The organism is Actinomadura gamaensis (genome assembly GCF_042652125.1).
Lineage (GTDB): Bacteria > Actinomycetota > Actinomycetes > Streptosporangiales > Streptosporangiaceae > Spirillospora > Spirillospora gamaensis.
In genome coordinates this window covers 71,445-93,046 of the sequence record NZ_JBHSIT010000009.1, presented here as the reverse complement: position 1 = coordinate 93,046, position 21,602 = coordinate 71,445, and the positions used below count along the sequence as shown (strand labels likewise).

Here is a 21,602-nt window from a genome sequence, read left to right as displayed (position 1 = left end):
CGTGCTCTCGGGGCATGGCTCCATCACAGCCGGACCGATCCGGCGAGACGATCCCCGTGGGACACCGTGGGACAGGTGCTACCGTCTCGACCAGCGGAGACGCCGTTCGCGAAGTTTCTTCGGCGGTGGGACGAAAGACGAGGTTGCGGTGGTCTCAGAACGGCGGACGGCGGCGTCCGACCCCCGGGAGGAGCTGGCCGAGCGGCTGCGGCTGGTCCAGGAGCTGTCGGGACGCGGCGTCCGCGCCCTGGCCCGGGACGCGGGGCTCAGCTCGTCCTCGCTGTCGCGCTACCTGAGCGGGCGGACCGTCCCGCCGTGGCCCGCGGTCGTCGCGCTGTGCCGGCTGGTGAAGCGCGATCCGCGTCCGCTGCGTCCGCTGTGGGAGCGGGCCGGGAGCCCGCTGCCCGCGCCGCCGAAGACCAGCCGCCAGGTGCAGCCGCCCGCGCCGCCCGCCGGGGCGCCGCGCCCGCCGCGCAACGACCTGCCGCGCGACGTGCCCGACTTCACCGGACGCGAGGACGACCTCGCCGCCGTCGTCGAGGCCGTCCGGACCGACCGGCTCGTCGCGATCGACGGCATGGCCGGCGTCGGCAAGACGTGCCTGGCCGTGCACGCCGCGCACCTGCTCACCCCCGACCTCCCCGACGCCCAGCTCTACCTCGACCTGCACGGCTTCACCGAGGGACGCGAGCCGCTCGACCCGGAGACGGCGCTGCGGACGCTGCTCGCGGCGCTCGACGCGCCGTCCGAGAAGATCCCGCAGGACGGCGGCGTCGAGCCGCTCGCCGCCTTCTGGCGGTCGGAGCTCGCCTCGCGGCGGGCGCTGGTCGTCCTGGACAACGCGGCGGACGCCGAGCAGGTCCGCCCCCTGCTGCCGGGCGCGGGCGCGTCGGTCGCGCTGATCACCAGCCGGAACCGCCTGCTGGGTTTGGACGAGGTGCCGCCGGTGTCGCTGGACGTCCTGTCCGAGGCGGAGAGCGCCGAGCTGCTGGCCCGCGCCAGCGGCGAGGCGTCCCGCCCGGACGGACGCCTGGCCCGCGAGCCCGGCAACGCCGCCGAGGTGCTGCGCCTCTGCGGCCACCTGCCGCTGGCCCTGCGCCTGGCCGCCGCGCGGCTCCGGCACCGGCCGGGCTGGACGGTCGGCGTCCTCGTGGAGCGCATGGCCGAGGGCGCGAGCGAGTTCGACACCGCGTTCGCCATGTCCGTCCGGCAGCTCGACCGGGCGCAGCGCCGCTTCTTCCGCCTGCTCGGGCTGGTGCCCGGCTCGTCCTTCGACGAGTACGTGGCGGCGGCCGTCGCGGACGTCTCCCTCCGCGACGCCCGGACGATGCTGGAGGACCTCCTCGACGCCCATCTCGTCCAGCAGCCGTCCGCGGGCCGCTACCGCCTGCACGACCTCGTGCGCGCGCACGCCCGCCGAGCGTCCGCCGAGCAGGACTCGCAGGCCGACCGGGAACGGGCGGTCGGACGCGTCCTCGACTACTACGTCCACGCGGCTGCCGCCGCCGAGTCGGCGATGCCCTACCTGTCGCGCAGCCGGAAGCCCACGGCGGGCGAGCCGCCGGCCGCGCTTCCGAGCTTCGCGCACAAGCACCAGGCCCTCTTCTGGTTCGCGACCGAGTACACGAACCTGATGACCGTGTTCGACACAGCGGTCGCCACCGGAGCGGACGTCCACGCGTGCGAGCTGCCGCGCCACATGCGCGCGTTCTTCGCCCGCCGCTGCGGCACCACGCACCTCAACGGCCTGTTCGAGCGTGCCCTCGACGCGGCCCGCCGCCTGGACGATCCGCTCCAGCTCGCCGAGGCGCACAGCGACCTCGGCTTCGCCCGGTACAACGCGGGCCGCATGGCCGAGGCCCACGCCGCCTATGACGCGGCCGAATCACTGGTGGCCCGGACAGGCGACACCTGGGCCGAGGCCGAGCTGACGATGCGCCGCGCCTTCCTGCTCTGGGACGAGGGCCGGGTCGACGAACCGCTCGACCTTTTCCGCCGGGCCGGAAAGCTCTACGAGCGCATCGGTTCGGTCACCGGACGGGCGCACGCGACGGCGTACGAGGCGTGGGCCGTGCAGCAGCTCGGCTACAGCGACGACGCCGCGCGGCTGGCCCGCGAGGCGCTGGAGCTGACGGGCTCCGATCCGGCCTGGCCGTCCACGCTGACGGCCCGGATCACCCTCGGCGTCGCCATCGCCCACGACCGCCCCGACGAGGCGACCGAGCACCTCCACCGGGCCCTCGACCTGGCCCGCGAGGACGGCCACCGGCACAACGAGGCGTGGTGCCTCAACTGCCTCGGCGTCGCCCTGCGCCGGATGGGCCGCTACGACGAGGCGCTGGCCAGCCACCGCCGCGCGTTCGCCCTGCTGGACGAGCTGTTCGAGGAGCACTGGAAGATCCATTTCCTGAACGGCTACGGCGAGACGTGCCGGCTCGCGGGCCTTCCCGACGAGGCCCTGCGCCTGCACCGCGAGGCTCTGGAACTGGCGCCCGAGGTCGGCTACCGGCACGAGGAGGCCCTCGCCCACGAGGGCATCGCCGCCGTCCTCGCCGAGACCGACCCGCCCGCCGCGGCCGAGCACCGGGCCGCGGGCCAGGCGCTGCTGAGCCCCGCTCCATGAGCGAGAGGCATTGAAGAGAGTGCGGCGCACAAAAAGAACGGCGGCCCATGGGCCGCCGTTCTTCGTCGAGGAGAGCGGATGACGGGAATCGAACCCGCGTAGCTAGTTTGGAAGACTAGGGCTCTACCATTGAGCTACATCCGCGTGGGACGGGGGAGTCGCCTCGTCCGCAACCGTAGCGTACCGGGTTTTCGGAGCGGTTGCCGCGCCGATTCCGGTCGAGGGCGGGCGGAGGCCCGTGGGGACCCCGCCGCGCCCCGTCCGTCGGGCTGGCCGGATTCGAACCGGCGACCCCCGCCACCCAAAGGCGGTGCGCTAGCCAAACTGCGCTACAGCCCGCAGCACGCGGCAGTCTATCCCGTCCGGCGGTGTCGGCGCAGAGCCGCGTGGGCGAGTGATGTGGCTCATGGGGACTTGTGTCCCGATGGGACATTTCGCGAGCTAGCGTGGGGGTATGAGCACCACCGGCACCGGACGGCGCGAGCGCAAGGTCGCGCGCACCCGCTCGGCGCTCGCGGCGGCGGCCCTGGAGATCGTCGTGGAGCGCGGCTTCGCGGCGCTGACCGTCCAGGAGATCGCCGACCGGGCGGACGTGTCGCGCCGGACGTTCTCCCGCCACTTCGCGGGGCGCGAGGACGCGCTCGTCGAGCCCGTCCGGGAGGACTGCGCGGCGATCAACGCGGCGCTCGCGGCCCGCCCGGCGGACGAGCGTCCGGTCGTGGCCTACCGCAACGCGGTCCTCGACCGGCTCGGTTCGGACACGCCGTTCGCGGCGCGCGCCGAGCTGCTCCGGGTCGTCCACGCCGAGGCGCAGGCGGAGGCCGCCTACCAGCGGGTCATCGCCGAGGCCGAGGACCGGACGGCCGAGATCTTCGCCGCCCGGCTGGGCCTGGACGGATCGGACCCGGCCGGAACGGGCGCGGAAGGGCTGCGTCCGGTGGTGCTGGCGGCCGTGTGCGCGGGGGCGCTGCGCGCCGCGATCAGGTTGTGGCAGGAGCACCCGGAGGACGGCGGGCCGCACGTCGCGGCCGGCCGGGTCTTCGACGTGCTCGCCGCCGAAATGGGGGGATGAACGATGGAGTTCGAAGGCAGGGTCGCGCTGGTCACCGGGGGAGCGTCCGGGATCGGGCTCGCCGTGGCGAAGCGCCTGGCGAGCGACGGCGCGGCGGTCGTCGTCGCCGACCGGGACCAGGAGGGCGCGCTGCGCGCCGTCCACGAGCTGGAGTCCGCAGGGGGGAAGGCCGCGGCGGTCGCGATGGACGTGACCGACCCGGCGTCGGCCGAGAGCGCGGTGCGCTTCGCGGTCGAGACGTTCGGGCGGCTCGACCTCGCGGTGAACAACGCCGGCATCAGCACGCCGCCGCTGCCGACGGGCGAGACGCCCGTGGACGCGTGGCGGCGCGTGATCGACATCAATCTGAGCGGCGTCTTCTACTCGATGCGCGCCGAGCTGCCGGTGCTGGTGGAGAACGGCGGCGGCGCGATCGTCAACATGGCGTCCATCCTGGGGACGAACGGGTTCGCGGGCGCGGCCGGGTACGTCGCGGCCAAGCACGGCGTCGTCGGCCTGACCAAGACCGCCGCGCTGGAGTACGCGGACCGGAACGTCCGGATCAACGCGGTCGGTCCCGGCTTCATCGACACGCCGCTGCTCAAGGAGGCCGACGCGGAGCACCGCGCGCTGCTGGTCGCGCTGCACCCGGCCGGACGCCTCGGCACCGCCGAGGAGGTCGCCGAGGTCGTCGCGTTCCTGCTCTCGGACCGGGCGTCGTTCGTCCAGGGCAGCTACCACCTGGTCGACGGCGGGTACGCGGCGCGCTGACGGGAGGGAAGATCATGAAGGCTGTCCAGTACCGGGAGTTCGGAAGGCTTCCCGAGGTCGTCGAGGTGCCGGACCCGGAGCCGGGTCCCGGCCAGGTGCTGCTGGAGGTGACCGCCGCCGGGCTCTGCCACTCCGACTTCGCGGTGATGAGCCGTCCGCCGGAGGAGACCGGGCTCGCGCTGCCGCTGACGCTCGGGCACGAGGGCGCGGGCACGGTCGCGAAGCTCGGCGCGGGCGTCACCGGCCTGGAGCTCGGCGAGTCCGTCGCCGTGTACGGGCCGTGGGGCTGCGGGACGTGCCCGATGTGCGCGCAGGGCAAGGAGAACTACTGCCGGCGCGCCGCCGCGCTCGGCATCCGTCCGCCCGGCCTCGGCGCGCCCGGCGCGCTCGCCGAGTACCTGCTGGTGGACGACCCGCGCCACCTCGTCCCGCTCGCCGGGCTCGACCCGGTGCGGAGCGTCCCGCTGACCGACGCGGGTCTCACGCCGTACCACGCGATCAAGGGCGCGCTGACGCGGCTCGTGCCGGGCAGCACCGCGGTCGTGATCGGCGCGGGCGGGCTCGGGCACGTCGCGATCCAGTTGCTGCGCGCGCTGACCCCGGCCCGCGTGATCGCGCTGGACGTCTCGGCCGAGAAGCTCGACCTCGCCCGGACGGTCGGGGCGCACGAGGTCGTCCCGTCCGACGCGCACGCCGTCGCGCGCGTGCGCGAGCTGACCGGCGGTCTCGGCGCGCAGGCCGTGTTCGACTTCGTCGGCGCCCCGCCCACCACCGCGATCGCCACCGGCGTCGCCGGGACGGAGGCGGACGTCGCGATCGTCGGCATCGGCGGCGGCGTGGCGAGCGTCGGGTTCGGCGCGCTCGCCTACGACGCGGCCGTCCGCGCGCCCTACTGGGGGAGCCGCGCCGAGCTGATCGAGGTCCTCGACCTCGCCCGCGCCGGAGCGGTGGACGTCCACGTCGAGACCTACTCGATCGACGAGGCGCCTCTCGCCTACCAGCGGCTGCACGAGGGCAAGGTCAACGGCCGGGCCGTCATCGTCCCGGCCTGACCGCGAGGCCACGCCGCCGGGAGAACGCGCCGCCGGCGCGCCGCTGAGGCGAGCGCGCCGCCGGGCGGTCAGTGGCCGGATGTGGCCAGCCGTCCGGCCCGGACCTCGCCGAGCACCGTCCCGACGATCTCGGCGAGTTCCGGCGCCGCGTCCCGCAGGGCGGCCACGGCCGCCTTGTGCGACGCCGCGTCCGTCACCCGCGCGGCCTCCAGCATCGGCGTCACGTCGGCGAGCCGGTCGCGCAGCCAGAGGATCGGGTCGGCGGTCAGCGCGGGGACGAACACGCGCGGGCCGGGCTCGCCGCCGGACATGCCGGGATGGTGGTGCATCCGGTCCTTGGTGCCGGGCCCGCCCGCGACCGACTCCAGGAGGTCCGCCCGCCAGAGCGCGGGCCCGCACGCGAGCGGCTGCGACGCGTTCGGCGACCCCTGCCACGGCGGCGCGGCCAGCGGCCGCAGCTCGACCCGCACACCGCGCTCGTCCCCGCCCCGCTGGGGATCGGGTTCCCGGAGGTAGACATCCTCGACGGTCACCGCGAGGGTGTCGAAACAGTAGACGCGCAGCATCGCCCGCTCCTTCCGGCGCAGTGCCTCGGACGATACGCCCGCGCCCCGGCCAATCAAGACCGCCCGCCCGAGGGACCCACCGGCCAAGCCGCAACCCGGCGCCCCACCGGCCGAGCCGGGAGCCAGGGCCGGGACCGGGAGGCGGCGGGCTAGCGGGCGAGGAGGTCGCGGACGGTTCGCGACGCCACCGCTAGCGCTTCGGGGAGCGCTTCCGCGCGGCGTCCGCCCGCGTTCGCGAGCGTGCCGCGTCCGCCCGCGCCGCCGCCGACCGCGCGCGCCGCGTCCGCGAGCAGCTCCCGCGCCTGCACGCCGAGCGACTCCGAGACCGCCGCCACCAGCAGCGCCTTGCCTTCGACGACCGTCCCGAGCACCACCGCGCCCGGCCGGGGCAGGAGTCCGAGCGTCTCTGATGCGAGCCCCCGCAACGACTCCGCGGGCACGCCGTCGATCCGCGCGCAAACCGCGAGCACGCCCTCCGGCGCGGGGCCGCGCGAGACCGGCGCGAGGTCGGATTGCGGGACGAGGAGGCGCGCGGGCACCGCGCTCGACGCCAGCCGGGACGCGCGCGACGACAGGTCCGCCGCGCGGAGCGCCGACAGCTCGCGTTCCGCCTCCGCGAGGGACGCGAGCCGCTGGCGCAGGCGTTCCGGCGCCTGGTCCGCCGGGACGGACAGCAGCCGCGCCAGCTCCCGCAGCAGCTCGCCCTGGTGGTCGTGGTGGCGCAGCGCGTCCGGGCCGGTCAGCGCCTCGACGCGGCGCAGTCCCGAGCCGACCGACGACTCGCCGAGCAGGTGCACGGGCCCCGCCTGCGCGCCGTGGCCGACGTGCGTCCCGCCGCACAGCTCGCGGGACGCGTCGCCGATGTCCACGATCCGGACGCGGTCGCCGTACTTCTCGCCGAACAGCGCGACCGCGCCCGCCGCCTCCGCCGCCGCGCGGTCCGCCTCCCAGACCCGGACCTCCGGGTCGTCCAGCAGGTAGTCGTTGACCAGCGTCTGGACGGTCGCGAGCTCGTCCTCCGTCACCGCGCCGAAGTGCGCGAAGTCGAACCGCAGCCGGCCCGGCTCGACGCGCGAGCCGCGCTGCGCCGCGTGGTCGCCGAGCACGCGCTTCAGCATCGCGTGCAGCACGTGCGTCGCGCTGTGGGACCGCGCCGTCGCCGCGCGCCGGTCCGCGTCCACGACCGCCTCCGCCTCGTCGCCGACGCGGACCTCGCCCGCCACGACCCGCGCCGTGTGGACGTGCAGACCGTCCAGGCCGAGCCGCGTGTCGAGCACCTCCAGCGTCCCGGACGGCGTGACGACGCGTCCGGTGTCGCCGACCTGCCCGCCCGCCTCCGCGTAGAACGGGCTCCGCGACAGCACGACCTCGACCGTCGCCCCCTCGGACGCGTCGTCGCGAGAGGCCGTGTCGTCGCGAGAGGCCGCGTCGTCGCGAGGCGCCGTGTCGAGGAGCGCGACGACCCGCGCCTCCGCGGACGTGCGGTCGTAGCCGACGAACTCGGTACGGCCGTGCCGCGCGAGGACGGTCCGGTACAGGTCCTGCCGCGCGACCGCGTCGCCCTTGCGGCCCCGGCCCGCCTCGTGCGCCTGCCTGCGCTGCGCCTCCAGGAGCCGTCCGAACTCGTCCTCGTCCACGGACAGGCCCGCCGCGCGCGCCGCGTCCAGGGTCAGGTCGATCGGGAAGCCGTAGGTGTCGTGCAGCTCGAACGCCGTCCGCCCCGGCAGGCTCCCGGACGACCGCGCGCCGGAGATCGCCGACTCCAGCAGCCGCGATCCCTGCCGCAGCGTGCGGTCGAACCGCTCCTCCTCCGCCGAGACGACCTTCGCGATTAGCTTGCGGCCGGAGACCAGCTCGGGCCAGGAGCCGCCGAGGCCGTCCGCGACGCGTCCGGTCAGGTCCGCGAGCAAGGGTCCCTCGATCCCGAGCAGCCGCGCGTGCCGGATCGCGCGGCGCAGCAGCCGCCGCAGCACGTAGCCGCGCCCGTCGCCGGACGGCAGCACGCCGTCCGCGACGAGGAACGCCGCCGTCCGCGCGTGGTCGGTGACGACGCGCATCGACGTCGCGACCTCGCCGCCGTTCCGGCCGGGGTACTCGCGTCCCGCCTGCTCCTGGACGAGCCGGAACGCGGGCCGCATCATGTCCGTTTCGCAGACGGTGTCCACGCCCTGGAGGATCGCGGTGAGCCGGCCGAGGCCGAGGCCGGTGTCGATGTTGCGCGCGGGCAGCGGGCCGAGGACCTCGTAGCCGTCCTTGCCGTCGCCCGCGCCGCGCAGGCTCTCCATGAAGACCAGGTTCCAGAGCTCCTGGTAGCGCTCGCCGTCCACCGCCGGGCCGCCCTCGGGGCCGAACGCCGGACCGCGGTCGTAGTGCAGCTCGGAGGACGGCCCGCACGGTCCCGGCACGCCCATCGACCAGTGGTTGTCGGCCATGCCGAGCCGCTGGATCCGGTCCGCCGGAACGCCGAGGCTGCGCCAGATCGCCTCCGCCTCGTCGTCGTCGCGGAAGACGGTGACCCACAGCCGGTCGCGTTCCAGGCCGTAGTGCCCGGTCATCAGCTCCCACGCCCACGGGATGATCTCGCGCTTGAAGTAGTCGCCGAACGCGAAGTTGCCGAGCATCTCGAAGAACGTGTCGTGCCGGGTGGTGCGTCCGACGTTCTCGATGTCCACGGTGCGCACGCACTTCTGCACCGACATCAGCCGCCGGTGCTCGGGCACGCGTTCGCCCAGGTAGTAGGGCTTGAACTGGTTCATGCCCGCGTTGGTCAGGAGCAGCGTCGGATCGTCCGGCACCAGCGGGCTGGACGGCACGCGGACGTGGCCGCGCTCGCCGAAGAAGGACAGGAAGGTCGAACGGACGTCAGTGGAAAGCATGGTGGACCCTCACGAGGTGGTCGGGACAGCGGCGCACACCGCCGAGCCGGGCCGCGCGTCCACGCGCGTTCTCCGGCTCGGCGCGGCTAGCTCGCCGCCCCACCTCGTGAAGGTCCATGGGGACTACGTCTGCTCCCTGCGGGTCGTTCGGGTGTGAACCAATCTAACCGCGGAGCCCGCGGGTTTCATCCCGATAAGCCGCACGGCCCGCCTAGGTCCCGGCGGCCTGGCGGTCCGGGTGCTCGGCGTCGTAGGCCGCGCGGGCGGCGTCGATGCGCGCCGCGTGGGACTCGGTCCAGACGAGCAGCGGCTCGATCGCCTCCAGCATCGTCCGGCCGAGGTCGGTGAGGGTGTACTCGACGCGCGGCGGGATCTCCGGGTGGACGGTCCGGGTGACCAGCCCGTCCCGCTCCAGCGAGCGCAGCGTCACGGTCAGCATCCGCTGGCTGATCCCGACGCACTCGCGCTTCAGCTCGTTGAACCGCTTGGTGCGCTCGCCGAGCATGGCGATGACCATCAGCGTCCACTTCTCCGCGACCCGGTCGAGCGTCTCGCGGCCGCGGCAGGCCTCGGGGGAGTGCTCGCGCAGCGCGGTGAGGTCCATGGTTATCTCCAGGTGCCTGAGGCAGGAAAAAGTGCCTTCTTGCGGGGCCTTCTCGCCCGCTCGCAGGATGGGGACGGTTCCTCAGAGGAACCGACTTACTTCCTGGAACCAAGGAGACACCATGACCACGGGCACTGTCGAGATCCCCGGCTACGTCGCGGGCACCTGGACCGTGGACGCCGTCCACTCCACGGTCGGCTTCGCCGTCCGGCACCTCATGATCAGCAAGGTGCGGGGCCGGTTCGGCGACTTCGAGGCGACGGTCACCACGGGCGCGGACCCGCTCGACTCCAGCGTGACCGCCACCGTCCGGATGGACTCGGTCGACACCGGCAACGCGCAGCGCGACGAGCACCTGCGCACCGCCGAGTACTTCGGCGTAGAGGAGCACCCGACCATGGAGTTCCGCTCCACCGGCCTGCGCCCGGCGCGCGGCGAGGGCCGGTTCGAGCTGGACGGCGACCTGACGATCAAGGGCGTGACCCGGCCGGTCACCTTCGACCTGGAGCTGGGCGGGTTCGGCCCGGACGCGTTCGACCCGGACGGCGGGGGCTCCCGCGCCGGGTTCGTCGCGACCGGCGTGATCAACCGGACCGACTTCGGCGTGGACACCAACATGCCGATCCCCGGCGGCGTGGCGCTGGGCGAGAAGGTGGAGATCACCATCGAGATCGAGGCCGTCCTGAACGCCGCCGCCGGGGTCTGACCGGCGGGCGGTCAGAGCAGGGCGGGCAGGTCGGCGAGGGTGGTGATGCGCGGGACGTCGGCGGCGGCGCCGGTGCCGGGCCGGTCCAGCCAGATCCCGGTGAGGCCCGCCGCCGCCGCGCCCCGCGCGTCGGTGTCGAGCAGGTCCCCGACATGCAGGACGGCCCCGGCCGGCAGGCCCAGCCGCGCGCACGCCGCCGCGAAGATCGCCGCCTCCGGTTTCGCCGCGCCGACCTCGGCCGAGGCGATGACGCAGTCCGCGACGCGGGCGAGGACGCCGATGCGCTCCAGCTTCGCGCGCTGCTGCGCGCCGTCCCCGTTCGTCACGATGCCGAACCGCAGCCCCCGCGCCGCGAGCTCCTCGAACAGGGGCAGGACGTCCGGGAACGCGGCCCAGTAGCCCTGGTACCGGGTGAGGTATCCGGCGAACCACGCGTCCGCCTGCGCGTCGTCCCAATCGGGACGGCCCAGCTCGCGCGCGAGCGCCTTCGCCCGGCGGCGCCGCTGCTCGGCGAAGGACATCTCGCCCGCGGCGTACCGCTCGACGTAGGACTCGGTCAGCTCGACCCAGCGGCGCTCCAGGAACGCCGGGTCCTCGTCCGGCCAGCACTCCAGGACGGCCCGGACGGCCGCCGTCGAATGGTCCATGAGCGTGCCGTCGAGATCGAACAGGACGGCCGCGGTGGGGGTGGTCATGCCCCGATTCTTCCAGCCCGATATTCGGGTGGCCGGATCGCGGAACTCTGCGACCATCGCGGCGTGGACATCACGGGTGATTTCGAGATCCATCTGACCGTCGCGGCGCCGGACGCGCCGCGAGCGCGCGAGGTCGCCGCGGCGCGCGGATGGAAGCTCACCCTGATCGAGCTGGCGCGCGGCCGGACGCCGTCCCAGCCGATGCTGAGCCTGCGCCGTTCCGGAACCGGTGGCGAGGTGGTCGCCGAGGCCGGCCGCGCCGCCGACGGCCTCCGCGCGGACGGTCTGGAGGTCGTCCGCGTGAAGGTCGAGGCGGCCCCGTGGAACGCGGGCGTGCCGCGCACCGACGCCGAGGGCGAGGCGCTCGGCTCCTACTTCGAGCACCACGTGAAGCTGCTGCTCGGCGCGGACGCCGATCTCGGCGCGCTGACCGCGACGGCCGTGAGGCACGGCGCGCACGTGTCCCGCAACGTCCGGCGCGTCCGCGCGGACGGCCGCGCCGAGCGCTTCGTCACCCAGCGCTGCCACCGCGTCGGCGCGCCCACCGCCACCGCCCGGCTGGACGCGCTGGTCAAGGCGCTGCGCGCGGCCCGCCACGAGATCGCCGAGGTCGAGCGCGAGTACGTCGTGCACGACGACACGCCGTCGCTGGACGACGGCTGGATCACCGAGGAGCCCCGATGAACTGGGACGAGCTGCCGTACGGCCCCTGGCCCGGCACGCTGCGGCTGCCGCCGGACCCGCCCGACGCCGAGACCGCCGCGCGGCGGCGGCTCCCGCCGAACATCCGGCCGGTGCCGGGAGCCGAGCAGGTTCCGGTGTTCGACCCGGCGCTCCAGCACTACGCCCGCGCGCTGCGGCCGAGCGAGCCGAGGTTCGCGGACGGGAGCGGTCCCCGCTGGTACGCGGCGCGGCGGCGCGCGATCGACCACGTCCTCGCCGGGGTGGCCGGATCGCCGTGGGCGGAGAACCTGATGCTGCGCGGCAGCATGCTGCTGCGCGCCTGGTACGGCGACGCGGCGCGCGACCCCGGCGACCTGGACTTCGTCCTGCGGCCGGAGACCTGGGGCGTGAACGAGCCGCGCACCGACGATCTGCTGAGGGGCGTCGCGGCGGCGGCCGAGGCGGCGTCCCGGGAGGACGCGTCCGGTCGCGAGCCCGTGCTCGTCGACGCGGACGGCGCGGTCTGGTCCGACATCTGGACCTACGACCGGGTCCCGGGCCGCCGGGTCGTCCTGCCCTGGTCGGCGGCGAGCCCGGCGAACGCGGCGAGCCCGGCGAACGCGGCGAGCGCGACGAGCGCGGGGAGCACGGCGAGCGCGGGGAGCACGGCGAGCGCGGCGAACGCGGCGAACGCGGCGAACGCGGCGAGCGTGGTGAGCGGCACCGTCCAGCTCGACTTCGTGTTCAACGAGCGGCTGCCCGCCGAGCCGGAGCTCACCGACGTCCCGAGGCTGGACGGCGGCGCGCCCGCCCGCGTCCTCGCCGCGACGCCCGAACTGTCGCTGGCCTGGAAGCTGCTGTGGCTGACCAGCGACGCCGCCCCCCAGGGCAAGGACCTGTACGACGCCTGCCTCCTCGCCGACCGGACGTCCCTGCCCGCCGACCTGCTCCACGCGGTCTTCGAACTCGCGGACGAGGGCTACCGCGACCGTCCGGTGACGGAGGAGAGCATCCGGGAGGTGCTGGAGTACGTCGAGTGGGACGAGTTCCGCAAGGACCGTCCGAACGTCGCCGCGACCCCCGAGCGGTTCGTCGAGCATCTCGTCGCGGCGCTCCGCCCGACGCTCGACGCGTCCTGACAGGCCGAAGGCCCCCGGCGGGAGGAGTTACCGGGGGCCTTCTGGGTGGGGTCGCGGCCCGGCTGTTCTGGGGAGGGCCGGGCCGCGACCGGCGGATGCGGTCAGCCGAGACCCGACCGCATGGCGGAGACCAGTTCACCGTTCGAGGTGTCGCCCGACATCTCCCAGAAGAACGCGCCGCCGAGCCCCTGGGACTTGGCGAAGCCCATCTTCCCGTTGATGGTGGACGGGGTGTCGTAGCTCCACCAGTCGCTCCCGCACAGCCCGTACGCCGTTCCGGCGACGACGCTGTCGGCGGGGCACTTGGTCTTGAGGACGCGGTAGTCCTCGATGCCCTGCTCGTAGGTGCCCGCGGCCGGTCCGGTCGCGGTGCCGCCGGGCGCCTTCTGCGTGACGCCCGTCCAGCCGCGCCCGTAGAAGCCGATGCCGAGCAGCAGCTTGCCCGCCGGGATCCCGAGGCCCTTCAGCTTCGCGATCGTGTCGGTGGTGTTGAACTCCTTGATCGGGATGCCGCTGTAGGAGGTCAGCGGGGAGTGCGGGGCGGTCGGCCCCTTGGCGTCCCACGCGCCGAAGTAGTCGTAGGTCATGACGTTGTACCAGTCGACGTACTGCGCCGCGCCGGCGTAGTCGGCCGCGTCCATCTTGCCGCCGGACGTGGCGTCCGCCGTGATCGCCGCGGTGATGATCTGCGAGGAGCCGAACCTCGACCGCAGCGCGGCCAGCAGGTTCCTGAACGACGCGAACCCGCTGGTGTCGCAGCTCAGGCCGCAGGCGTTCGGGTACTCCCAGTCGATGTCGATGCCGTCGAACAGCCCCGCCCAGCGCGGGTCGTTGACGAGCTTGTAGCAGGAGTCGGCGAAGGCGGCCGGGTTCTGCGCGGCCTGGGTGAACCCGCCGGACCAGGTCCAGCCGCCGAACGACCAGATGACCTTGATGCCGGGGTACTTCTTCTTGAGCTCCTGGAGCTGGTGGAAGTTGCCGCGCAGGGCGCCGTTGTCCCAGCTGTCGGTCGAGCCGTCCACGCTGTCGCCCGCGCCGTACGCCTTGTCGTAGTCGGCGTAGCTGTCGCCGACGGCGCACTGGCCGTTGGTGACGTTGCCGAACGCGTAGTTGATGTGCGTCAGCTTGCTCGCCGTGCCGCTGGTGTCGATGTTCTTGACCTGGTAGTTCCGCTGGTAGATGCCCCAGTCGGTGAAGTAGCCCATGACCTTCGTGCCGCCGGAGGGGTTGCCGCCGCCGGAGTCGCTGGTCGTCACCGACACGGCGTTGGACGCGGCCGAGACGTTCCCGGCGGCGTCGCGCGCCTTGACGGTGAAGCTGTAGGCGGTCTTCGGGGTCAGGCCGGTGACGGTCGCGGACGTGCCGGTGACCGAGACGGCCTTGGCGCCGCCCTGGTAGACGTCGTAGCCGACGACGCCGACGTCGTCCTTCGAGGCCGTCCACGACAGGCTGACCGTGGTGTCGGTCTTGCCCGTGGCGGTCAGGCCGGTCGGCGCGGTCGGGGCCTGGGTGTCCCCGCCGCCGGGCGGGGTGCCCGAGCCGTCGCAGGACGCGCCGTTGACGGTGCAGCCGGAGATCCATCCGGAGCCGCTGCCGTCGAAGCCGAAGCTGGTGGTCGCGCCCGCCGCCACCGTCCCGTTCCAGGACGAGTTGGCGAAGGTGTAGTGGTTGCCGGAGTGGGTCTGGGTGGTGTTCCAGGCCGAGGTGATCGCGGTCCCGGACGGCAGGTCGAACTCCAGCTTCCAGCTGCTGATCGCCGCGGACGTGCCGTTGCTGATCGTGCACGAGCCCTCGAAGCCCGTGCCCCAGTCGGAGGTCTTGGTGCAGGTCGCCGTGACGGCGCCGGCCGCCGCCGAGGGATGCGCCGCGGTCAGCGTGAGCCCCGCCGCCGCGGTGAGCGCGGACAGGGCCGCCAGGACCCGTCGCTTGCCCGGTGTGGCCATGATTCTCCGTTCAGTTCGCGCCCCCGAACCAACAGGAATCTCATGACTGTTAGGAAAGTTTCCTAAGAGTCGCCGCGATGTTAACCGCGCCGACCGGGCCCGGCAAGGGTTTCGGCGCAGCGGTTATGGCCGATCAAGCTGGTCCGCCCCGCACGCTGCGCCGGTCCGGAAGATCGTCAGGAGGCGCCGAACCAGCCGGGGGCGTCCAGCCGCCAGATGTCGCCGGGCGTCATCGCGCGCAGGTCGGCCTCCAGAGCGCGCAGCCGGTCGCGGCCGAGCTCGCCCGCCCAGCGCTCCCGGACGGTCTCGAAGATCAGCGCGGACCGGCGCAGCGCGTCCACGCCGTGTCCGGTCAGCCGGACGAGCTTGCGCCGCGCGTCGGACGGGTCGGCGGCGCGCTCGACGTAGCCGAGCCGCTCCAGCGTGTCGACCAGCTTGCCCGCGGCCTGCTTGCTGACGCCGAGGCGGCGGCCGAGCTCGACGGCGGTCGTGCCGGCCGGGCCGATCGCCTGGAACACGAAGCCGTGCATGGGGCGCAGGTGGGGATGGCCCTGCCGGGCCAGCTCGGCGTGCGTCTCGTCGATGATCTGCCGGAACGCCAGGAACAGCCGGAGCGGCAGCTCGAAGCCGGGCGCGTCGGGCTCGGGACTTGACATGAAAGACAACCTCGTTGACTATATGGACAACACAGTTGTCCAAACCTTAGTGGAGGACCCCCGTGACCGTGATCCGAGCTGCCGAGACCCGCCGCACCACGACCCCCAACGGCACGATGACCAGCCTCGCGACGCCCACCCAGGGCGGCACCTCGGCGCTGGCGGTGTGGCGGGTCGAGGCGGTGCCGGGCGTGACCGGCCCGCTGCACGCCTTCGACGCCGAGCAGGTGTGGACCTGCGTCGGCGGGGCGGCCGACTTCCTCGTCGGCGACGACAGGGTGGGCGTCGCGTCCGGCGACACCCTGGTCCTGCCCGCCGGGGTCGCCCGGCAAATGATCATTTCCCCGGACGGTTTCCAGGCCGTCGTCGCCGCCCCCGCCGGAACCGTCGCCTACAACCCCGACCCCGCCGAGCCGGACGGCTGCGAACTCGCCCCCAAGGGCGACGAGCGGCTCGTCCCCCTGTGGGTCCGCTGACCGTACGGGAGCGCCGACCGCGCGGGTGGGCTGACTGTTAGTGGGGCGAATTACCGCCCGGCGCAATTCGGTCACCACCCGTGTCCCAAACCAAAGTGTGATCTAATCGTCGCTTTTCTCCCTCTTGTCCCGCTCGTCAAGATCCGTTGATATTCGGACGTTCGCCGCCTTCTGTCCGGCGGCGACCCGTCCGGCCCTCCCGACCGGACGCCGTTCTCGCGACCGCGTTCACCCGCCCACGGTCGCGAAGGATCTTGTGAAGGGACCTCATGGCCCTACGACAGGGGAGATCGTCTCGACGGACGGACGCGCGGGGCGGCGCGCCCACCCGGCGGAGCAGCGTGCTCGCCGGGCTGGGCGCGGCGGTGCTGGCGCTGGGCTCGGGGGCGCTCGCCGCCCCGGCCCACGCGGCGCCCAAGCCCGACGCCGGACGCCCGTCCCGAGTGATCGTGTTGCTGAAGTCCGGCTCCGCCCAGAGCGGCCTGGTCGCGAAGGTGCGCGCGGCGGGCGGGACGAAGATCACCACCTACCAGGCCGTGCCGTCGTTCGCCGCGACGGTCTCCGCCGACCAGGCCGTCGCGCTCGCGAACGACCCGGCGGTCGCGGCCGTCGTGCCCGACACGAACGTCCCGGTCGCGCCCCCGGCGCCGAGCCAGAAGCCGACCGCGCCGCTCAAGGGCATGAAGGCCCAGTCGGCGCTGCCGCCGACGGTCTGCCCGAGCGACCCGAAGAAGCCGCTGCTGGAACCCGAGGCGCTGACCAGCACGCGCGCCTCGCTCGCGCACCAGCAGGGCATCGACGGGAAGGGCGTCACCGTCGCGTACATCGCCGACGGCGTCGACCCGAACAATCCCGACTTCGTCCGCGCGAACGGGCAGAAGGTCTTCACCGACTACAAGGACTTCTCCGGCGAGGGCCCGGACACCCCGTCCGGCGGCGCCGAGGCGTTCGGCGACGCGTCCGCGATCGGCGCGCAGGGCCGCATGGTCTACGACGTGTCCGACTACGCGCACCCGTCGCAGGGCATCCCGAAGGGCTGCACCATCCGGGTGCTCGGCATGGCCCCCGGAGCGTCGATCCTCGGGTTGAAGGCGGGTGGTGAGACGCTGCCTAACTCCGCCATCCTCCAGTCGATCGACTACGCGATCGGCAAGCACGTGAACGTGCTGAACGAGTCGTTCGGCTCGAACGTGTACCCCGACAGCGGCAGCCGCGACACGATCCGGCTGTTCAACGACGCCGCCGTCCGCGCGGGCGTCACCGTCACGGTGTCCACCGGAGACGGCGGCATCACCGGGACGCAGGGCAGCCCGTCCACCGACCCGAACGTGATCGCGACCGCGGCGTCCACCGACTTCCAGAACTACCAGCAGACCGGGTACGGCGCGGCGCGCTTCGCCAAGCCCGGCAAGTGGATCTCGAACAACATCTCGGCGCTGTCGTCCGGCGGCATCAGCCAGGGCGGACGGGTCCCCGACCTCGCCGCGCCGGGCGAGTCCGACTGGGCGCTGTGCACGCCGGACCCGGAGAAGTTCGAGAACTGCGTCGGCTACTCCGGCAAGCCAGCCTCGATCCAGCCGTTCGGCGGGACGAGCCAGTCCGCGCCGATCACCGCGGGCGCGGCGGCCCTGGTCATCCAGGCGTACCGGTCCACGCACCGCGGGCAGTCGCCGTCGCCGCTGCTGGTCAAGCGGTTCCTCACCGGCACCGCGCACGACCTCGGCCTGCCCGCTCCCGAGCAGGGCGCGGGCCTGCTGGACGCCAAGGCCGCCGTGGACGCCGCCCGCGCCTACAAGGGCGCGGACCCGGCCGCGGTCGCGCAGTGGCCGTCCGGTACCGCCGACGTCGTCCCGGGCATCAGCCAGACCACGCTGACCGGCGACCTCGGCGGGACGGTCGCCCAGCGGTTCGCGCTGACCAACGACGGCACCAAGGCCACCAAGGTCACGCTCGGCACGCGCTCGTACGACACGAAGCAGACGAGCTGGCAGACCGTCGGCCTCGACGCCAAGTCGCTGCCGACCTTCCCGTACGCGACCAACGGCGCGCCCTGGGCCTACAAGAAGGTCACCTTCAAGGTCGCCAAGGGCACCGACGTGCTGGGCGTCTCGACGGCCTGGCAGGGCGTGAACAAGCCGCAGCCGAACGGCAGCCTGATCGGCCCGGTCGTCCGGCTCACGCTGATCGACCCGAACGGCGCGTACGCGGCGAACTCGCGCCCGCAGGGCGGCGCGGTCTCGGCGAACCACGCCTACGTGGACGTCCGGTACCCGGCGGCCGGGACGTGGACCGCGATCCTCTACACCCCGCAGACCGGAGCGCAGTCCTACAGCGGCCCGGTGCAGTTCGCGACCAGCGCGGCCAAGGCGGTCGCGCGCGGCACGGTCAGCCCGTCCTCGGTGACGCTGAAGCCGGGCCAGAGCACGACCGTCACGGTCCGCGCGAAGACCGACGGCAACCGCGGTGACCTCGCCGAGGCCGTCTGGTACAAGACCGCAGCGGGCCAGGCGGGCTCGGTGCCGGTCGTCATCCGGACGCTGATCCCGACCAAGGGCGGCAAGGGCACCTTCAGCGGCCTGATCACCGGCGGCAACGGCCGCGCGGTCACGCCGACGCAGACCGCGACCTACGCGTTCGACGTGCCGAAGGGACGCCACGACGTCGGCGTCACCCTGAAGCTCGCTCGCGACCCGAACGTCCTCGTCCAGGCCGCGCTCGTGGACCCGGACGGCCAGCTCATCGGCACCGGCTCCAACGCCCGCGGGTTCAAGCAGGACGGCACGCCCGTCACCGCGAGCACGCTCCAGGTGTCGCAGGCCGACCCGGAGCCCGGCCGCTGGCGGCTGACCGTCATCGTCGCCAACCCGGTCAGCGGCAAGGAGATCTCGCAGAACTTCTCCGGCACGATCGGGTTCGACCAGGTGAAGGTCACCGGGTCCCTCCCGAACGGCGCGAAGCTGCCCGCCGGGAAGGCCGCGAACTTCACCCTCACCTACGCCAACCGCGGGGTCGCGCCCGTCCCGGTGCAGGTGAACCCGCGGCTGCGGAACTACGCCGACGTGGCGCTCGCGCCGCTCGGCTCGTCCCCGACGATCAGCCTGCCGATCACCCCGAGCTCGTCCATCCCCGCGTACCTCGTGCCGCCCGGCACCCGGTCGCTGTCGCTGGCCGCCAAGTCCAGCCTCCCGGCGCAGGTCGAGCTCCAGGGCCCGGCGGGGGAGCCGGACGTGTTCGGCGACCTCGGCTCGGCGAAGAAGGGCGACCTCACCTCGATCGCCCGGGTCAGCGAGGCGGGCGGACGGCACGTCCTCGCCCGCGGGTTCTGGTTCAGCTACGTCCAGGAGATCGGCCCGTTCTCGGGTCCGGCCCCGGCGGGCACCAGCACCCTCGCCGCGCTCGCCAAGACCCAGCCGTGGGACGCCACGGTGACCTCCCCGGCCGGTGACCCGTACAAGACGGCGATCACCGGGGACTTCACCCCGAACGGCAGCCCGGTCGTCGTGCAGCCCGGCAAGTCCGGCAAGGTCACGGTGACGATCACGCCGAACGGCAAGCCCGGCACGGTCGTGAACGGCGTGCTCTACCTGGTGACCTCGCCGGTGGGCGCGTTCAACGGCTCGCTCGGCGCGATCTACACCGGCGGCGACGTCCTCACCGCGATTCCCTACTCCTACACCGTCGGCTAACGACAGCAGGCGAAAGGGGCCGTCCCAGCCGGGGGCGGCCCCTTTTCGCGTGCGCGGTCAGGCGGTCAGGCGTGCAGGTAGGCGAGGACGGCCAGCACGCGCCGGTTGTCGTCCTCCGACACCGGCAGCCCGAGCTTGGCGAAGATGTTCGCGGTGTGCTTGGTGACGGCCTTCTCGGTGACGAACAGCTTCCCGGCGATCGCGGCGTTCGACCGGCCCTCGGCCATCAGCTCCAGCACCTCGCGCTCGCGCGGCGTCAGCGCCTTCAGCGGCTCCTCGCGGGACCGGCGGGTGAGAAGCTGCGACACCACGTCCGGGTCGAGCGCCGTCCCGCCGCCCGCGACGCGCTTCACCGCCTCCACGAACTGCTGGACGTCCGACACCCGGTCCTTGAGCAGGTAGCCGATGCCGCCGGAGCTGTCGGACAGCAGCTCGCGCGAGTAGAGCTGCTCCACGTGCTGCGACAGCACCAGGACGGGCAGCCCCGGGATCTCGCGGCGCGCGTCCAGCGCCGCCCGCAGGCCCTCGTCGGTGAACGTCGGCGGCAGCCGGACGTCCACGACCGCCACGTCCGGACGGTGCGACACCAGCGCCCGCTTCAGCGAGGGCCCGTTGTCCACGGCCTCGACCACCTCGAACCCGTAGGCGGACAGCAGGCGGATCAGGCCGTCCCGCAGCAGCGCTAGGTCTTCGGCGATGACAACGCGCACGGCAGCTCCATGGTCACGACGGTCGGCCCACCCTCGGGGCTGGTGACCGCCAGCGTGCCGTCGAAGGCGGCCAGGCGGCGCTCGATGCCCCGCATCCCGCCGCCCGCGGCCGGATCCGCGCCACCGCGCCCGTCATCCCCGACGATCATGACGAGCGCGGAGCCATTGTGCCGGACGTCCACCCATGCCCGCGCCGCCTCCGCGTGTTTCGCCGCGTTGGCGAGCATCTCGGCGACCGCGAAGTACGCGGCGGACTCGACCGGGGGAGCGGCCCGTCCGGGCACGTCCACCGCCACGTCGACCGGCATCGGCAGGGTCAGCGCGAGCGCGCGGAGGCCGCCGTCCAGGCCGCGCTCGGCGAGCACCGGCGGGTGGATGCCGCGCACCAGGTCGCGCAGCTCGGTGAGGGCCGTCCCGCTCGCCTGCCGCGCCTCGGCCATCAGCCTGGCCGCCGCCTCCGGGTCGTCCTTCACGAGCTGCTCGGCGAGCCCGATGGTCATCGACACCGCGACGATCCGGGCCTGCGCGCCGTCGTGCAGGTCGCGCTCGATGCGGCGCAGCTCGGCGGCCGAGGCGTCCACGGTCTCCGACCGCGTCTCGGTCAGCTCCCGGACGCGCTCCTCCAGCCGTCCCCGCGTGGGGCCGAGCATCGACCGGTTGACGATCGCGTACGCCCGCATGATGGACGGCCCGAGCTGCCAGCCGACGAGCAGCATCAGCGAGCCGAGCAGCGCGCTTCCGACCGAGCCGGTCAGGCCGTAGTCGCTGAGCGGCCAGAACGGCCCCCAGCCGAACGTGTGCACGTTCGGCATCCAGGGCGCGACGAGGACGCCCTCCAGCCCGTACACGACCAGCGCGGCGGGGAGCCCGGCCAGGACCAGGCCGGTCACGGAGTTCACCACCGTCCAGAGCATGTCGCGCCAGGTCGCGGGGTCGCGCAGCAGCCACTTCACGATCCCGAACCCGGACGCGTTCTCAGGCCGCGGACGGTACGGGACGACGATCTCGACGCCGGACCACTCCGCCGCCCAGCGCCGCTGCTGGTTCGCGAGCCCGCGCAGGGCGAACAGCACCGGCGGCAGCAGCGCCAGCCCCACCCCGAGCGGGACGAACGCCAGCGACACCAGCAGCAGGATCGCCAGCGGCAGGTTCGCCATCTGGGTCAGCACCGCCTGGAGCAGGCTGCGCGCCACCGCCAGCCCGCTCGCCGCCGCATGTTCGTGCGCTTCGCCGTTCACGGCATTCATTGTGCCTGGCGGTCGTGGGACGGGCGGTGGGTCCAGACCCCTAATCCCAGGGGTGGACTTATGCCTACCCCTAAGAGGATGTGAGCCCACTGCCCGCGCGGTCCCGCGCCATGAGTATCGAACCCGACGGCTTCACAA

17 protein-coding genes and 2 tRNA genes are annotated in these 21,602 nt (G+C 73.6%); 9 read left to right on the top strand and 10 right to left on the bottom strand.

Features of this window, described 5'->3' with window-relative positions; translation table 11 throughout:
- Positions 1-148 precede the first annotated feature (148 nt).
- Positions 149-2,623 (top strand): ATP-binding protein, encoded by a 2,475-nt coding sequence (locus ACFPCY_RS28570; protein ID WP_378260046.1) that lies wholly within the window; start codon positions 149-151, stop codon positions 2,621-2,623.
- Positions 2,624-2,696: 73 nt separating this feature from the next.
- Here the strand turns inward: ACFPCY_RS28570 and ACFPCY_RS28565 are convergent.
- Positions 2,697-2,767, bottom strand: a tRNA-Gly gene (locus ACFPCY_RS28565).
- Positions 2,768-2,887: 120 nt separating this feature from the next.
- Positions 2,888-2,962 (bottom strand) — tRNA-Pro (locus ACFPCY_RS28560).
- 115 nt (positions 2,963-3,077) lie between these two features.
- On the opposite strand from ACFPCY_RS28560, the gene ACFPCY_RS28555 reads away from it, so the two are divergent.
- From ACFPCY_RS28555 to ACFPCY_RS28545, 3 genes are read left to right on the top strand one after another with little or no spacing between them, the layout of a single operon-like run.
- A complete protein-coding gene (locus ACFPCY_RS28555) occupies positions 3,078-3,695 on the top strand; it encodes a TetR/AcrR family transcriptional regulator (protein WP_378260044.1) in 618 nt (205 codons plus the stop codon).
- Between the two features lie 3 nt (positions 3,696-3,698).
- Positions 3,699-4,445 (top strand): SDR family NAD(P)-dependent oxidoreductase, encoded by a 747-nt coding sequence (locus tag ACFPCY_RS28550; RefSeq protein ID WP_378260041.1) that lies wholly within the window; start codon positions 3,699-3,701, stop codon positions 4,443-4,445.
- Positions 4,446-4,459: 14 nt separating this feature from the next.
- Positions 4,460-5,497, top strand: coding sequence for an NAD(P)-dependent alcohol dehydrogenase (locus tag ACFPCY_RS28545; protein ID WP_378260039.1), 1,038 nt, complete (start codon positions 4,460-4,462; stop codon positions 5,495-5,497).
- 68 nt (positions 5,498-5,565) lie between these two features.
- Here the strand turns inward: ACFPCY_RS28545 and ACFPCY_RS28540 are convergent, their stop codons facing one another.
- The 3 genes from ACFPCY_RS28540 to ACFPCY_RS28530 form a co-directional block, all read right to left on the bottom strand.
- Complete coding sequence (locus tag ACFPCY_RS28540; RefSeq protein WP_378260037.1) at positions 5,566-6,063, bottom strand: hypothetical protein; 498 nt, start codon at positions 6,061-6,063, stop codon at positions 5,566-5,568.
- Between the two features lie 149 nt (positions 6,064-6,212).
- Complete coding sequence (gene alaS / locus ACFPCY_RS28535; protein WP_378260034.1) at positions 6,213-8,939, bottom strand: alanine--tRNA ligase; 2,727 nt, start codon at positions 8,937-8,939, stop codon at positions 6,213-6,215.
- A 211-nt stretch (positions 8,940-9,150) separates the two neighbouring features.
- The gene (locus tag ACFPCY_RS28530) at positions 9,151-9,543 is read right to left on the bottom strand and encodes a winged helix-turn-helix transcriptional regulator (protein WP_378260032.1); all 393 of its coding nucleotides are present in this window, start codon (positions 9,541-9,543) and stop codon (positions 9,151-9,153) included.
- Positions 9,544-9,664: 121 nt separating this feature from the next.
- Between ACFPCY_RS28530 and ACFPCY_RS28525 the strand changes: the two genes are divergently transcribed.
- A complete protein-coding gene (locus tag ACFPCY_RS28525; protein ID WP_378260030.1) occupies positions 9,665-10,249 on the top strand; it encodes a YceI family protein in 585 nt (194 codons plus the stop codon).
- Positions 10,250-10,260: 11 nt separating this feature from the next.
- Here ACFPCY_RS28525 and ACFPCY_RS28520 read toward each other — a convergent pair whose 3' ends face one another.
- Positions 10,261-10,944 (bottom strand): HAD family hydrolase, encoded by a 684-nt coding sequence (locus tag ACFPCY_RS28520; RefSeq protein WP_378260028.1) that lies wholly within the window; start codon positions 10,942-10,944, stop codon positions 10,261-10,263.
- 63 nt (positions 10,945-11,007) lie between these two features.
- Here ACFPCY_RS28520 and ACFPCY_RS28515 point away from each other — a divergent pair, with 63 nt between their 5' ends.
- On the top strand, positions 11,008-11,628 hold the full coding sequence (locus ACFPCY_RS28515; RefSeq protein WP_378260026.1) for a hypothetical protein: 621 nt from the start codon (positions 11,008-11,010) through the stop codon (positions 11,626-11,628).
- Positions 11,625-12,746, top strand: coding sequence for a nucleotidyl transferase AbiEii/AbiGii toxin family protein (locus ACFPCY_RS28510; RefSeq protein ID WP_378260024.1), 1,122 nt, complete (start codon positions 11,625-11,627; stop codon positions 12,744-12,746). Before ACFPCY_RS28515 ends, ACFPCY_RS28510 begins: the two co-directional genes overlap by 4 nt.
- Positions 12,747-12,847: 101 nt before the next feature.
- On the opposite strand, the gene ACFPCY_RS28505 is transcribed toward ACFPCY_RS28510, so the two are convergent.
- Both ACFPCY_RS28505 and ACFPCY_RS28500 read right to left on the bottom strand, forming a co-directional pair.
- On the bottom strand, positions 12,848-14,689 hold the full coding sequence (locus tag ACFPCY_RS28505; protein ID WP_378260022.1) for a glycosyl hydrolase family 18 protein: 1,842 nt from the start codon (positions 14,687-14,689) through the stop codon (positions 12,848-12,850).
- Positions 14,690-14,865: 176 nt separating this feature from the next.
- Positions 14,866-15,345: a MarR family winged helix-turn-helix transcriptional regulator gene (locus ACFPCY_RS28500; protein WP_378260020.1), complete on the bottom strand. Its 480-nt coding sequence runs from the start codon at positions 15,343-15,345 to the stop codon at positions 14,866-14,868.
- 62 nt (positions 15,346-15,407) lie between these two features.
- Between ACFPCY_RS28500 and ACFPCY_RS28495 the strand changes: the two genes are divergently transcribed.
- Together ACFPCY_RS28495 and ACFPCY_RS28490 are read left to right on the top strand one after the other, a co-directional pair.
- The gene (locus tag ACFPCY_RS28495) at positions 15,408-15,821 is read left to right on the top strand and encodes a cupin domain-containing protein (RefSeq protein ID WP_378260018.1); all 414 of its coding nucleotides are present in this window, start codon (positions 15,408-15,410) and stop codon (positions 15,819-15,821) included.
- A 341-nt stretch (positions 15,822-16,162) separates the two neighbouring features.
- Positions 16,163-19,507: a S8 family peptidase gene (locus tag ACFPCY_RS28490; RefSeq protein WP_378260016.1), complete on the top strand. Its 3,345-nt coding sequence runs from the start codon at positions 16,163-16,165 to the stop codon at positions 19,505-19,507.
- A 65-nt stretch (positions 19,508-19,572) separates the two neighbouring features.
- On the opposite strand, the gene ACFPCY_RS28485 is transcribed toward ACFPCY_RS28490, so the two are convergent.
- Together ACFPCY_RS28485 and ACFPCY_RS28480 are read right to left on the bottom strand one after the other, a co-directional pair.
- On the bottom strand, positions 19,573-20,217 hold the full coding sequence (locus tag ACFPCY_RS28485; protein ID WP_378260014.1) for a LuxR C-terminal-related transcriptional regulator: 645 nt from the start codon (positions 20,215-20,217) through the stop codon (positions 19,573-19,575).
- On the bottom strand, positions 20,190-21,455 hold the full coding sequence (locus tag ACFPCY_RS28480; protein ID WP_378260012.1) for a sensor histidine kinase: 1,266 nt from the start codon (positions 21,453-21,455) through the stop codon (positions 20,190-20,192). Before ACFPCY_RS28480 ends, ACFPCY_RS28485 begins: the two co-directional genes overlap by 28 nt.
- Positions 21,456-21,602: the final 147 nt, after the last annotated feature.